Annotated in this window: 14 protein-coding genes; 8 read left to right on the forward strand and 6 right to left on the reverse strand. The window is 72.7% G+C overall.

Annotated elements, in window-relative coordinates; genetic code table 11:
- Window positions 1-46 precede the first annotated feature (46 nt).
- The 3 genes from Q3W71_RS05880 to Q3W71_RS05890 all read right to left on the reverse strand — a co-directional run bounded on the left by Q3W71_RS05880 (window position 47) and on the right by Q3W71_RS05890 (window position 2,507).
- Window positions 47-1,030 carry a ketopantoate reductase family protein gene (locus Q3W71_RS05880; protein WP_302918243.1) on the reverse strand — a complete coding sequence of 328 codons (984 nt, stop codon included), beginning with the start codon at window positions 1,028-1,030 and terminating at the stop codon, window positions 47-49.
- A gap of 30 nt (window positions 1,031-1,060) precedes the next feature.
- On the reverse strand, window positions 1,061-1,669 hold the full coding sequence (locus Q3W71_RS05885; RefSeq protein ID WP_302918244.1) for a class I SAM-dependent methyltransferase: 609 nt from the start codon (window positions 1,667-1,669) through the stop codon (window positions 1,061-1,063).
- Between the two features lie 94 nt (window positions 1,670-1,763).
- Window positions 1,764-2,507, reverse strand: a complete 744-nt coding sequence (locus Q3W71_RS05890) for a M50 family metallopeptidase (RefSeq protein WP_302918245.1) — start codon at window positions 2,505-2,507, stop codon at window positions 1,764-1,766.
- 100 nt (window positions 2,508-2,607) lie between these two features.
- Between Q3W71_RS05890 and Q3W71_RS05895 the strand changes: the two genes are divergently transcribed.
- Together Q3W71_RS05895 and Q3W71_RS05900 are read left to right on the forward strand one after the other, a co-directional pair.
- Entirely contained in the window at window positions 2,608-3,153 is a 546-nt protein-coding gene (locus tag Q3W71_RS05895; protein WP_302918246.1) for a Uma2 family endonuclease, read from the forward strand.
- A 204-nt stretch (window positions 3,154-3,357) separates the two neighbouring features.
- Window positions 3,358-4,110: a GH25 family lysozyme gene (locus Q3W71_RS05900; RefSeq protein WP_302918247.1), complete on the forward strand. Its 753-nt coding sequence runs from the start codon at window positions 3,358-3,360 to the stop codon at window positions 4,108-4,110.
- A 104-nt stretch (window positions 4,111-4,214) separates the two neighbouring features.
- Here Q3W71_RS05900 and Q3W71_RS05905 read toward each other — a convergent pair whose 3' ends face one another.
- Complete coding sequence (locus Q3W71_RS05905; RefSeq protein WP_302918248.1) at window positions 4,215-4,442, reverse strand: hypothetical protein; 228 nt, start codon at window positions 4,440-4,442, stop codon at window positions 4,215-4,217.
- Between the two features lie 89 nt (window positions 4,443-4,531).
- Window positions 4,532-6,445: a serine/threonine-protein kinase gene (locus Q3W71_RS05910; protein ID WP_302918249.1), complete on the reverse strand. Its 1,914-nt coding sequence runs from the start codon at window positions 6,443-6,445 to the stop codon at window positions 4,532-4,534.
- A gap of 91 nt (window positions 6,446-6,536) precedes the next feature.
- On the opposite strand from Q3W71_RS05910, the gene Q3W71_RS05915 reads away from it, so the two are divergent.
- The 6 genes from Q3W71_RS05915 to Q3W71_RS05940 all read left to right on the forward strand — a co-directional run bounded on the left by Q3W71_RS05915 (window position 6,537) and on the right by Q3W71_RS05940 (window position 11,296).
- Window positions 6,537-6,749: an acyl-CoA carboxylase subunit epsilon gene (locus Q3W71_RS05915; protein WP_302918250.1), complete on the forward strand. Its 213-nt coding sequence runs from the start codon at window positions 6,537-6,539 to the stop codon at window positions 6,747-6,749.
- A gap of 147 nt (window positions 6,750-6,896) precedes the next feature.
- Window positions 6,897-7,352: a hypothetical protein gene (locus Q3W71_RS05920; RefSeq protein ID WP_302918251.1), complete on the forward strand. Its 456-nt coding sequence runs from the start codon at window positions 6,897-6,899 to the stop codon at window positions 7,350-7,352.
- Window positions 7,349-8,725 carry a hypothetical protein gene (locus tag Q3W71_RS05925; protein ID WP_302918252.1) on the forward strand — a complete coding sequence of 459 codons (1,377 nt, stop codon included), beginning with the start codon at window positions 7,349-7,351 and terminating at the stop codon, window positions 8,723-8,725. The genes Q3W71_RS05920 and Q3W71_RS05925 overlap by 4 nt, the downstream gene beginning before the upstream one ends.
- 44 nt (window positions 8,726-8,769) lie before the next feature.
- Entirely contained in the window at window positions 8,770-9,903 is a 1,134-nt protein-coding gene (locus Q3W71_RS05930) for a S8 family serine peptidase (RefSeq protein ID WP_302918729.1), read from the forward strand.
- A 72-nt stretch (window positions 9,904-9,975) separates the two neighbouring features.
- Window positions 9,976-10,632: a nucleoside triphosphate pyrophosphatase gene (locus tag Q3W71_RS05935; protein ID WP_302918253.1), complete on the forward strand. Its 657-nt coding sequence runs from the start codon at window positions 9,976-9,978 to the stop codon at window positions 10,630-10,632.
- Window positions 10,633-10,642: 10 nt separating this feature from the next.
- Window positions 10,643-11,296 (forward strand): O-methyltransferase, encoded by a 654-nt coding sequence (locus Q3W71_RS05940; RefSeq protein ID WP_302918254.1) that lies wholly within the window; start codon window positions 10,643-10,645, stop codon window positions 11,294-11,296.
- A gap of 192 nt (window positions 11,297-11,488) precedes the next feature.
- Here the strand turns inward: Q3W71_RS05940 and Q3W71_RS05945 are convergent, their stop codons facing one another.
- Window positions 11,489-12,796, reverse strand: a complete 1,308-nt coding sequence (locus Q3W71_RS05945; protein WP_302918255.1) for a sugar MFS transporter — start codon at window positions 12,794-12,796, stop codon at window positions 11,489-11,491.
- Between the last annotated feature and the right edge of the window lie 35 nt (window positions 12,797-12,831).

The raw sequence follows: 12,831 nt of genomic DNA on the forward strand, positions 1-12,831 counted from the left end.
GGCGGTCCCAGGGGACACGCGCGAACCGGTGCCGTCGGTTGCCGGCTCAGCCGATCATCTTCGTCAACTCGGCGAGCGGGAACCCGCCGGCCGGGATCCGCTCCCGTACCGCGCGGCGGACCGCCACCTGCACCGCGGCGTTAACCGGCGTCGGTACGCCGTGCAGCCGGCCGAGCAGGACGATCTCGCCGTTGAGGTGGTCGGCCTCGGCCGAGCCGGCGCCGCGGGCGAGGCTCTGCCAGGTGGAGCCGCCGGCCCGTTCCTCCCCGCCGACCGGGCGGTGCCGGACCAGGTCACCCCGCTCGGCCGCCTCCTCGGCCCGGCTGGTGTACCCGATGCCGGCGGCGACGAGCACCGCCTCGGCCTCGGCGCGCACCCGGTCGGCGAGGTCCTCCGGGATGTCCCGGCCGAGCAGCGCCTGCAGGCCGTTGCCGAGGTTGGCCAGCAGCTTGCCGTACTTCCAGCGCATCACGTCGTCGCGGACCGGGGCCACGAAACCGGCGCCGGTCAGGTCGGCGGCGACGGCCCGGTCGACCGCGTCCGAGCCGGTGGGGTAGCGGCCCAGGTGGAGCATCCCCGGGTGCGGGTGGCCGTTGGCCACCACCAGTCCCGGTTCCAGGTGGGTGGCGGGCAGCCAGACGCAGACCGGGTGCACCGCGGCGAAGAGCCGCAGCGCGGCCGGTTCGTTGGCCACCCCGTTCTGCGCGGTGAACAGCGGCAGCCGCTCCCCCGCCGTACCGCCGCCGGCCACCGGGGCGTCCGCCCAGGTGGCGAGCGCGCCGGCGGTGTCCTGCGACTTGACGGTCAGCACCAGCACGGTGTCCGCGGGCAACGGGCGATCCCCGGGCCGGTCCACGGCGGGCAGCCGGGCGGTCTGCTCGCGCTCCGGTTGGCGCAGGGTGAGACCGCGCTGCCGGATCGCGTCCAGATGCGCGCCGCGGGCCACCAGGGTGACGTCGTGGCCGGCCTCCGCCAGCCGTACGCCGATGGTGCCGCCGACCGCGCCCGCCCCGATGATCACATATCGCACGGGGCCATTCTGCCTGGTGCCCGGCGCGGCTCAGCAGGCGGCGACGGCCAGGACGGCCAGCCACGACTCGCCGACCGGCGAGCTGTCCCGTTCTCGGCGCAGCGGAACGAGGCCGGCGCCGGCGAGCACCGCCTCGATCTCGGGGAGCCGGTAGCGGGCGAAGTAGCGGTCGACCGCCTCGCCGGGCCAGCGTTCCCAGCGCTCGCCGTCGCCCTCCTTGAGGCTGAGCAGCAGCGGGCACCCCGGGCGCAGCACCCGGCGGACACCGGCCAGCGCGGCCGGCGCGTCGGCCTTCGGCAGGTGCAGCAGCGACGCCGAGCACCAGACGCCGCCCAGGGTGGCCGGCCGGAACGGCAGCCGGAGCAGATCGCCCTGCACCAGCGGCACCGACACCCGGGCGCGGGCGCGGGCCAGCATCCCGGCCGACAGGTCCAGCCCGACGCCGGCGAGCCCCAGCCCGGCCAGGAACGCCAGGTCCCGGCCCGGGCCGCAGCCCAGGTCGAGCACCGGCCCGTCGACCCGGGCGCGGAAGTCGTCAACCAGCGCCCGGTAGGTCGCCGGCACCTCGGGGTTCCGGGCGTCGAAGTCCGCCGCGATCCGGTCGTACGCCGCCCGGTTCCGCTCGATCAGCTCGGTCATCCTCGTCTCCTGCCGTCGTTCGTGCCGGGCACCGATGTTCGTGCCGGTGACCCGCTTCCGTGCCGGTCGCCGGCGGCCACGGGCGACCGTGGGGTCAGCGGATGAGGCCGGCGTCGGTGAGGATCGGGCCGGCCAGCAGGAGCGCGCCGGCGGCCAGGGTGGCCAGGTTGACCAGCGCGAACACGGTCACCCAGAAGAACGCGGGCAGCGGGGTGATGCCGGCCAGTTGGTCGGCGTCGGATTCCGGCATCCGGCCCCGGCCGCGCAGCCGTTGCAGCTCCAGCACCGGCCGCACGCCGCCGAGCAGCAGGAACCACACCCCGGTGTACGCGAACGCGGCCTGCACCTGTGGCGAGGCGTACCAGGAGACGGCGAACACCAGCCCACCGGTGACCAGCAGCGACAGCACCCCGAACACGTTGCGGATCATGACCAGCATGGCGAGCAGCAGCACCACGGCGACCCAGAGCAGCAGGGTGATCCGGTTGCCGCCGAGCAGCCACGCTCCGGCCAGCCCGACCAGCGGCGGGGCGAGGTAGCCGGCGAGCAGCGTGAGGATCATGCCGGGGCCGGTGGGCCGGCCGGCCGAGAGGGTCAGCCCCGAGGTGTCCGAGTGCAGCCGGATGCCGCGTAGCCGACGGCCGGTGAGCAGGGCGGCCAGCGCGTGACCCCCCTCGTGCGCGATGGTGACCGCGTTGCGGGCGATCCGCCAGGGCAGCCGGGTCGAGACCACCACCAGCGCGACGGCGGCGGTGAGCAGCACCAGCAGCGGTGGCGGATCCGGCTGCGCCCCCAGGAGGCGGTCCCAGATCCCGGTCAACCCGTCGATCGACACCATGGGGCGCGAGCCTACCGGCCCGTTCAGGTGTCCACCGCGGTCCGTCGGCTCGTATCGTGTGAGACTGACGGGTGGCGATCGGAGCGGGAGGTGAACGCCGGTGAGCGCGGCCCCCCTGGGAAACCATGTCGGACTCTGGACGGAGGCCGACTACTTCGCCATGGGCGAGACCCCGAACCGGATCGAGCTGCTCGACGGGAGCCTGATCGTGAGCCCTGCCCCGAGCAAGCGGCACCAGCGGGTGTCGCGCCTGCTGGCCAACAGCGTCGAAGCCGCGGCCGACGGCCTCGCGGTGTTCGAGGCGGTCAACGTCCGGCTCGGTGTCGACCGGATCGTCATTCCGGACGTGGTCGTCGCCGATACCGACGACGAGGGCACCGTGGTGGAGGCCGGGGAGGTCGCCCTGGTCTGCGAGATCGTCTCACCGGGGAACGCGGCCGCCGACCGGCTGGTCAAGATGCAGCTCTACGCCATCGCCCGGATTCCCTGGTACCTGCTGGTCGAGCAGGACGGCCAGAGCCACTCGTTGCGACTGTTCCGGCTGGACGGCGCCCACTACGTCGAGGACCGGGTCGCCAAGGCGGGCGAGGAACTCAGCCTGACCGAACCGTTCCGCTGGCGCGTCGACCCCGCATCGCTGCGCTGAGCAGCGCCCGCCACGGCTGCGCCCGGCACGTCGGGCATCCCGCCACCACGCAGCGTGTCGACCTGGACACGTCGCGCCAATTCCGTACGGCACGACGTAAGGCAATGTCGAACATCGATGTAGATTTCTTTAGCGCCCCTTGTGATCGAGGGCACTTACCTCCAAAGATAGGCGTCAATCCCATCGGCGTCCTTGGAGGCATCCATGACCCGTACCAGATCACCGCTGCGCAGAATGCTCGCCGCCGGCCTCACCGTGCTCGCCACCGCGGCGGCGGGGCTCGTGGCCACCACCGGACCCGCGCAGGCCGCCACCGTGCCCGGCATCGACGTGTCCCACTACCAGGGGGCCATCAATTGGACCAGCGTCCGCAACGCCGGCATCCAGTTCGCCTTCATCAAGGCCACCGAGGGCACCAGCTACAAGGACCCGCGGTTCAACACCAACTACGTGGCCGCCTACAACGCCGGCGTCATCCGGGGCGCGTACCACTTCGCCCGGCCCAACATCTCCTCCGGCGCCGTGCAGGCGAACTACCTGGCCTCCAACGGCGGCGCCTGGTCGGCCGACAGCCGCACCCTGCCCGCCGCGCTGGACCTCGAGGCCAACCCGTACTCCGGTGGCTACTGCTACGGCCTGAGCACGACCGGCATGCGCAACTGGGTGCAGGACTTCCTGAACACCTACCGCTCCCGCACCGGCCGGTACGCGGTCATCTACACCACCACCAGCTTCTGGAACACCTGCACCGGCAGCTGGAGCGGCCCGTGGGGCAACCACCCGCTGTGGATCGCCCGGTGGGCCAGCTCGCCCGGCACGCTGCCGCCCGGCGCCCCGTTCTGGAGCTTCTGGCAGTACACCAGCACCGGCAGCGTCGCCGGCATCGCCGGCAACGTGGACCGCAACTACTGGAACGGTGACCGGAGCCGGCTGATCGCGCTGGCCAACAACACCTGACCCGCCCTGATCCGCCCCTGGGAAGGCAGTTGGCGGCAGCGGGATCGGCTGTCACCGTACGGTGAACAACTGGTCCGGCTGCCGCCACGCCGCCCGGCCCGGGGTCAGGCCCGTCGCCTCGCCATCGCCGGGACCGGGGACTCCTCGCGGGCGAGGGCGCCGCGCCGCGACAGTCGCCAGCCAGCCACTCCGGCAACGGTGACGGTCACGACGCTGAGCAGCGCGACCAGCACCGGCAGCCCCAGGCTGGCCAGGACCAGGACGATGTCGCCGAGCGCGACGAGCATCCACAGTGCCACCCGGGGGCGGGCGTCCTTGCGTCGGTAGCCCATGTCGTACCTCCTTCCGTCGTGCCGGTGGAGATACCCCGGACAACGGAAGGCCATGCGAGTCAATCTCGCACCGGCGGAAATCGCGCCGATCAGTCCTGGCGGTCGGGCACGAAGCCCTTCGCGATCAGCTCGAAGTTGGGCAGGTTGGCCTGCCAGTCCTTGTCGGCCACCTCCCAGCGGAGGGCGTAGCCGCGGTCCTTGGCCGTGACGAAGCCGCGGTTGCGGACCCGGATCCGGGTGTTGTCGCGGGTCTCCCGCCAATCCCAGTCCGCGCAGGTCTTCCAGAAGTCGCAGCGCACGATATCGATGTACTCGTAGTTGTTGACGACGTTCTTCCGCGCCGGCTCGATCCTCCGCCAGTCGGCGACCGCGTCCCGCTTCGGGGTGCTGGTCCACTGGACGAGCAGCTCCCGGACCCCGTTCGGCTCCTGGAACACCACCGTGGTCCCGTCAGGCTGGCTGCGGGTCCAGCCCTCGGGCAGCGGTAGCGTGAAGCCGGCCGGGTCCTTGTGCAGCTTCCAGCCGGGCGGCAGGACCAGGCCGGACGCCGACGCCGAGGCGGAGGGGGTCGGGCTGGGGGCGGCGCTGGTCGGCGGGGGCGGAGCCGCCGCGGAGGTCGGCGCCGGGGCCGAGGTCGCCGCGGCGCCGGTCGGATCGGCCTGCGGGTTCTCGTCGTCACCGCTGTTGAGCAGCGGCACCACCACGACCAGGCCGAGCAGGAGCAGCGCCACCACCACCCCGATCAGCACGTTGCGCCGGGTGTTGTCCGGCTTCGTACCGTCGGAGGCCAGCACCGGCGCCCGCCCGGACGGCGGGCTCACCGGGGCAGGCATGACGGAGGTCGGGTTCACCGGCTTGCGCGGCTCGGCCTTCGCGCCACCCCCGCCCGGCGCCGGCGGGTCGACCTTCGTGGTGGGGCCGGCGTCCACGCTGGACGGCGGCGGCTCGACCTTCGCCGTGGGCGCGGCGTCGGAGCCGGCCGGCACCTTCGCGGTGGCGTCCTCCGCGGCCGCCCCCGCGGCGGCCGTCGAGGCGGGTGCCTGCGGCGCCCGGGGCGCCGGCGGGCTGACCGGCCGGTGCTCCTCCGCCGGTCGCGGCGCGGGCACCAGCGGCGGGCGCGGTTCGCGCGGGCCGTTCGGCCCCGGCCGGCGTACGCCGTCGAGCAGCGGGATGGTGCGCGCCCGCTTGCCGCCGGCCCGGCGGAGCAGCCGCTCGGCGACCTCGGCGGTGATCCGGTCGTTCGGGTCCTTGCGCAGCAGGCCGTTGAGCACCGGCTTGAGCGGCCCGGCGTTCTTCGGCGGCGGCAGCGGTTCGGTGGCGAGGGCGGCCAGCGTGGCGATCGCCGAGGGCCGGGCGTACGGCGACTTGCCCTCCACGGCCGCGTAGAGGGTGGCGCCCAGCGACCAGAGGTCGGCCTCCGGCCCGGCGGTGCCGTCGCGGGCCCGCTCCGGCGCGATGTACGCCGGCGAACCGAGCACCATGCCGGTGCGGGTGACGTTCGGGTCACCGGGGATGGTGGCGAGGCCGAAATCGGTCAGCACCACCCGGCCGTCGTTGCCGAGCAGCACGTTGCCCGGCTTGACGTCCCGGTGCATCACGCCGGCCTTGTGCGCCGCCTTCAGCGCGCCCAGCACGCCGAGCCCGATCTCCACCGCGCGGGCGGGCGACACCGGGCCGTCCTCGGCGAGAGTGTCCTGCAGGGACTTCGACGGCACGTACTCCATGACGATCCACGGGTCGCCGTCGGTGCGGAGCACGTCGAAGATGCGGACGACGTTGATGTGGTTGAGCCGGGCGATGGCCCGCGCCTCCCGCAGCGAACGTTCGCGCATCTCGCGGCGCTCGTCGTCGGTGAGGCTGGGCGGCGGGACCAGTTCCTTGATCGCCACATCCCGGTGCAGCACCTCGTCGCGCGCCTTCCACACCCGACCCATGCCACCCTGACCGAGCGGCGATATCAGCCGGTATCGGTCAGCGACGAGTTGGGGAAGCGCGTTCGACATCGCAGAGACGGTACCCGGAGGGCCCGACCGTCACACCGGCGGCACGCCACTGTGCGGCGTAGGTCAACTTCTGGACGCGTACGCTGGCGGCATGTCTGCCGAAGAGCCGCTGTTCCGGGTCGTCCGCGGCGTACCGACCGCCGAGGAGCTGGCCGCCCTGGTGGGCGCGATCGCCGTGCGGTCACGGCCGGCCGCCGCGCCCGCGCCGGCCGCCGGCTCGGCCTGGGCGCGCAGCGCGCGACCGGCCGGCGCGGCCGTCGCCGCCGGTCCCGGCGCGTGGCGCGCCTCCGGCCTGCCCCGCTGACTTTTTCCGGATACGGATCACCGCAGCTCGCTGGCCGTGATCCGGAGACCGGGTGACGGATGTCCACGGCCTGGGGGCTGCCGCCGCCGTCGCGCAGCCACTAACCTCACTCAGGGAAACCGCGCCGTAACAGGTAGGGAGGGGCCGATGATCCCCGAGGAGGACCGCCCAGCGTCCTGGCTCCGCGGCTACGGCGGCATCGAGGCCGACATCCGCAAGATGCGCGAGTTCGCCGACCGGCTCCAGGCCGAGGTGGAACGCAACTACGCACCGCACCTGTCGTACATCGCCGAGGACATGACGGCGAAGGTGCCCAACCCGGCGGACGCCTTCATCGAGCTGGTCGACTTCCTGCGCACCCACCACGAGACCCAGCAGGCCACCGCCGACATGGTCTGGGGCGTGGGCGGCGCCACCGGGCACCTCGCCGCCGCCGCCGCGACCGTCGCCGAGCAGTACACCGGTTCCGACGCCTTCTCCTCCGCCCGGGTGGCCGACGTCGAGCGGGCGCTCGCCGCCCCCGGCCCGGCCGCGCCGACCGCTCCCCCGCCGATGCTGGGCGATCCCACCGGCCCGGAGAGCGGGCCGGTGGTGCTGCCGTGATCGAACGGGGCAGCGGCCGCACGTCCGGCCTCACCGACTGGCGGCTGATGGACGTGGCCAGCATGTGGGCCTGCCTGCAGGACCACGACACCACCAACCATTGGAAGCAGGTCGCCGGCTGGCGCAAGGTCTGCGACCTGGCCCAGACCCACCTGGCCCGGCTCCAGGAGTACCGGCGCGGACTCGCCGAGGCATGGCCGCCGGAGACCAACGAGGCCGCCCGCGCGTACCTGCGCGAGCTGGACGAGCTGATCGACAAGGTGCGGCGCACGCACGACGCCGCCACGGCCAACTACACGGCGCTCTCCGCCGCCACCCAGGCCATCGGCAGCAGCCGGGCGCAGCTGGAGAAGGTGTACGAGGAGTGGGCGGTCAAGCTCCAGCAGAAGCGGGCGTACGAGGCGACGGCCGCCGACCCGAAGGCGGCGATGGGCAGCCGGGTCCCGGACCAGCCGGTGACCGACGCCGACCTGGAACGGCTCAACGTCCAGGCGCGCGGCATCATGTACGGCCTCAGCACCGAACTCCAACACGCCCAGGTAATGCTCCAAAAGCCCCCGCCGATCAGACCAAAGAAGCAGACAGAGAACCCAGACATATACGGTGGTGCCGCTCCCCCAGAGATCCCGCCGATCGTGCCGATGCCAATCGTCTCCGTCGGGACTACCCCATCTGTGACCCGCCGCCCTGACGCCAACCGGCCGGTACCAGGCCCTACTGCCCCCCGTGGAGGTCCCGTGCTCGGGGCCGCCAGCGGTGCGCTAGCACCAGCACCTCCGAGCTTGCCGGGCGCGACATCCACCGCACCGCCCGCCGCTTCTTCGAGCATCGGAGTTCCACCGGTAGTTCCCGGGGCCCAAGGTGGCGCTAATGGTCTGGCCCGCGGTCAGACCGGGCCCGCAAGTAGGCCAGTCGCCGGGCCTACGAGCGGCACGCCGCACGCCAGCCCTCCAGGGTCGCCCCGAGCCATGCCCCCTGGTGGTCTGATCGGTGGGACGCCGGGAATGGGACTCAGCCAACCGGCTGCGGGCAACAATCAGCCACGACGGGTCAACCCAATCGGTGGAGTCATCGGTGGTGGTGGCGCTGGAACCGCTCCGTCCGGTGGGGCAGGTTCCCGCCCGGGCGGTGGACGTAGCTTCGCCGCTGCCCACGGCATGCCGCCGATCGGTGGTGGCCCCGCCTTGGGCGGTATCGCCCGGGTGAGCGGCGCCGATGGACCGCACAACCATGCAGAGCGGAATGTCCGGGAGCCACATGCCTGGGATCCCGATCACCCATGGGCAATCGATCAGGGGGTAACACCGGTCGTCCGCTCGCCGGACGAGGACGGCCCTATCGATCCCGGGCCCGCCATTGGCCTCAATCGGTGAGGTACGGCATCTTCCGTCCCTTGCTCGCTCTGCTAACGCTGTCGATGGCGTCGCTCCTCCCACCCACGGCTGGGGTTAGCGCCGGCCCAGGAGCTACCGCACCCACTGCTGGGGCGAGCCAGATACGTGGGGACCAATGGCACCTGCGCTACCTCAAAGTCGCGGAAGCGCACCATCTATCACAGGGTGAAGGCGTTTCGGTCGCAGTACCCGATACTGGCGTTAGTCCTCATCCCGACCTGCTTCGAAATCTACTCAGTGGAATCGACACCATTCCCGGAGGAAGCGGCGATGGTCAGCAAGATCGGGATAGCCACGGCACCTCGATGGCCGGCTTAATCGCCGCACATGGTCGCGGCAACAATACCGGCGCGTTGGGCCTCGCCCCGAGAGCAAAGATCCTGCCGATCTTCGTATCGCCACCACAGAGCGATGGAGCGCCCGACGCTCTAGCCGAAGGGGTCGAGTTCGCGATTTCACGCGGCGTTGATGTGATCAGCATCTCCAGCGGTGGCTCAACGAGCACTCGGCTCGATCGCGCGATCGGAACTGCCATCGCATCCGACATTGTTGTAGTAGCGGCAGCGGGCAATAAGCCAGAGGATTCGAGAGTCACCTATCCGGCTTCGAGGTCTGACGTAATCGCGGTCGGCGGGGTTGACCGTTCTGGCCGGCATGCAACGGTTTCAGTAGCAGGTCCGGAGGTCGATATAGTCGCGCCAGCTGTCGACATTTACAGCACTAGCTATGACGGAAAGTATTCGAAGGGTGAAGGTACGTCGGGTGCCACTGCCATTGCGGCTGGAGCAGTGGCTCTGATTCGGTCGAGGTTTCCTGACCTGCCCGCGTCGGAGGTGGCGCATCGGCTCACGGCTACCGCCGTCGACAAGGGGCCGCCCGGCCGCGACGACCAGTACGGCTACGGGGTGATCGACCTGGTGGCGGCACTGACGGCAGACGTACCGCCGCTGGGTTTCGGGTCGGCGACGGCGAGCGCGCCGGCCGCCGGTACCCCGAGCACGACGGCGGCCGCCCGCCCGGGCGACGACGGCGACGGCGGGGCCACCGTGCGCGGCTGGGTGACGCTCGGCGTGCTGGTGGCGGCGGGCACGGCGTGGGTGCTGATCGCGCGCCACCGCCGGAGGAGCGACGACCCGCCGCCCCGGATCAGCCGCTGACTCCCAACCCGCGAACCCGTTCCCCGGCCCGCCGGCCCACGCCGGGCCGAGGCGGCCGGTAACGTCGGCGACGTGTCAGACGCCGCGCCGCTTCGCCTCGTGCTCGCCTCGGCGAGCCCTGCCCGTCGCAAGAGCCTCCAGGCTGCCGGCATCGAGCCGGATGTGCTGGTCAGTGGGGTGGACGAGTCTCTCGTCGTCACCGACCGGGCCGAGGAGCTGTGCCTGGAGCTGGCCCGTCTGAAGGCCCAGGCGGTGCTCACCCGGCTGCGCCCGACCGACGACGAGCGGACCCTGGTGCTCGGCTGTGACTCGGTGCTGGCCTTCGACGGCGAGATCCTCGGCAAGCCGGCCGACGCGGCCGACGCCACCCGGCGCTGGGAGCGGATGCGGGGGCGCAGCGGCGTGCTGCACAGCGGGCACTGCCTGATCGACATCGTGGCGGGCCGGCGGGCCGAGGCGGTGGCCTCCACCACTGTGCACTTCGCCGACATCAGCGACGACGAGATCGCCACGTACGTGGCCACGGGCGAGCCGCTCGCGGTGGCCGGCGCGTTCACCATCGACGGGCTGGGCGGGCCGTTCGTGGAGCGGATCGAGGGCGACCCGGGCACCGTTGTGGGGCTCAGCCTGCCACTGCTGCGCCGCCTGCTCGCCGACCTCGACTGCCGGATCACCGATCTGTGGACGAAGATCGCGCCCGGCAACCAGACGGTCGAACCGCTCGGTTAGCGTCGCGGCCATGACCACCAAGTCGATCCCGCTCACCGACGAGTTGCACGCCTACCTGGTCGGGCACGGCGCCCCGCCGGACGAGATCATGCGTGACCTGGCCGAGGAGACCCGGGCGGTGCTGCCGCAGCACGCCCAGATGCAGGTGGCGCCGGAGCAGGCGGCCTTCCTGACCTTCCTCACCCAACTGCTGGGCGTACGGCAGGCGGTGGAGGTCGGCACCTTCACCGGGCTCTCGTCGCTGGCGATCGCCCGAGGGCTGGCCGAGGGCGGGCGGCTGACCTGCTTCGACATCTCCGAGGAGTTCACCGGCATCGCCCGGCGCTACTGGGACCGGGCGGGGGTGGCCGACCGGATCGAGCTGCGCATCGGGCCGGCCGGTGACCGGCTGCACGAACTGCCGCACGAGCGCTACCTCGACTTCGCCTTCATCGACGCCGACAAGACCGGCTACCCGGTCTACTGGGCCGAGCTGGTGCCGCGGATGCGCCCCGGCGGCGTGATCGCGGTCGACAACGTGTTGCGCGGCGGCCGGGTGATCGCCCCGCAGAGCGCCGACGACCGGGCGATCGCCGCGTTCAACGACGAGGTGCTCGCCGACGTCCGGGTCGACGCGGTGATGCTGCCGGTCGCCGACGGCCTGACCCTGGCGCGGGTGCGCTGACCACCACCTCCAGGTGGCTACTTGATCCACACGGGATACGCGATATGGGGGTGTCCGCGACATCCGGACACCGCCATATCCGGGAAACGGTGTGGATCAACCCCAGGCGACCGGCGCGCTGGACGGTGGCCCGGGAAACGGTGTGGATCAACGGGCGGCCGGCCGCGCTGGGCGGCCGGGGAACGGTGTGGATCAGCCCGGAACGGCCGCGAGTGGCGGCTGGTCGGCCGGGCGCTGCGCGCGCAGCGCGCGGCCGAGGCGGACGGCGAGCAGCACGGCGGCCGCGACGAAGCCGGGCACCAGCAGGAACGCCAGGTGCGGCCCCACCCCGTCGGCCACCCAGCCGAGCAGCACCGGCGCGATGCCGAAGCCGACCCCCATCGAGTACGACGCCCAGCCCGCCGCCCGGTCGGCCGCCGGCCCGGCCACGGCGAGCGCGATCGAGATGGCCAGCGGGTAGTGCAGGGCGTTGCCGAGACCGAGCACCACCAGGCCGGCGACCGCGAGCCAGCCGATCGGGGCCACCCAGAATACGGTGAACCCGGTCAGCGAGACGCCCAGCGCGGCGAGCAGCAGCGGCACCGGCCGGTACCGGAGCGCGATCCGGCCGCCGAGCAGCCGCCCGAGGAACATCCCGACGACGATCGCCGCGACCGCGGCCGAGGCGGCGCCGGCGGTCATCCCGGCGTGCGAGCGGAGCACGTCGGCGGTCCAGAGTGACAGGCACACCTCGATCGAGCCGGTGACCGCCATCAACACCCAGGCGATCCAGTACGCCCGGGGCAGCCGCCGATCCGCCCCGCTGCCATCGCGGGCCCCGGCACCAGCCCGAACGCCGGCATCAGCCCGAACGGCGGAACCGGCCCGGGCCCCGGCACCCGCCCGAACGCCGGCACCGGCCCGGACGCCGGCACCGGCGCGGGCTCCGGGGGCGGCGGCCGGCGGGCGTACCCGGAAGGTCAGGGCGACGAGCGCGACCAGCGTGATGAGGCCGACCTCGACGGCCATCACCGGTCGCCAGCCCCAGCCGGCGTCGACGCTGGCGCCGATCACCAGCGGCGCGAGGATGCCCATGCCGGCGCAGGCGGCGTTGGCCTCGGTGAGCGCGGCCGGCGCGGCGGGGCCGTGCCGGGCGGTGAGCACGACGTTGACCCCGCTGATCACCATCATGCCGAAGGTGGCGATCACCGCGACCGCGGTGATCGTGGCCGGCAGGGCGCGGAACGTGCCCAGGGCGGCGACGCCGACCGCCACCCCGGCCAGGCCGAGCCAGGTGGCCGGTCCCCGGCCGAACCGCCGGGCCAGGGGCGCGAAGAGCGCTCCGCCGGCCAGCGAGCCGACCGCGATGCCGGTGCTGTGCAGGCCGGCGACGGCGGCCGAGGTGCCCTGCTCGTCGCGGAGCAGCGGCACGACCGGGCCGAACCCGTAGAGGAAGAAGCCCCACAGCCCCAGTTGGGCGTAGGTCAGCCAGGTGATGCAGTCACGGGTGAGGCGGGGCACCGGCCTTACGCTACAAGCGCTCGGCCGGCACCCCG

This window comes from Micromonospora sp. C28SCA-DRY-2, from assembly GCF_030519475.1.
GTDB lineage: Bacteria > Actinomycetota > Actinomycetes > Mycobacteriales > Micromonosporaceae > Micromonospora.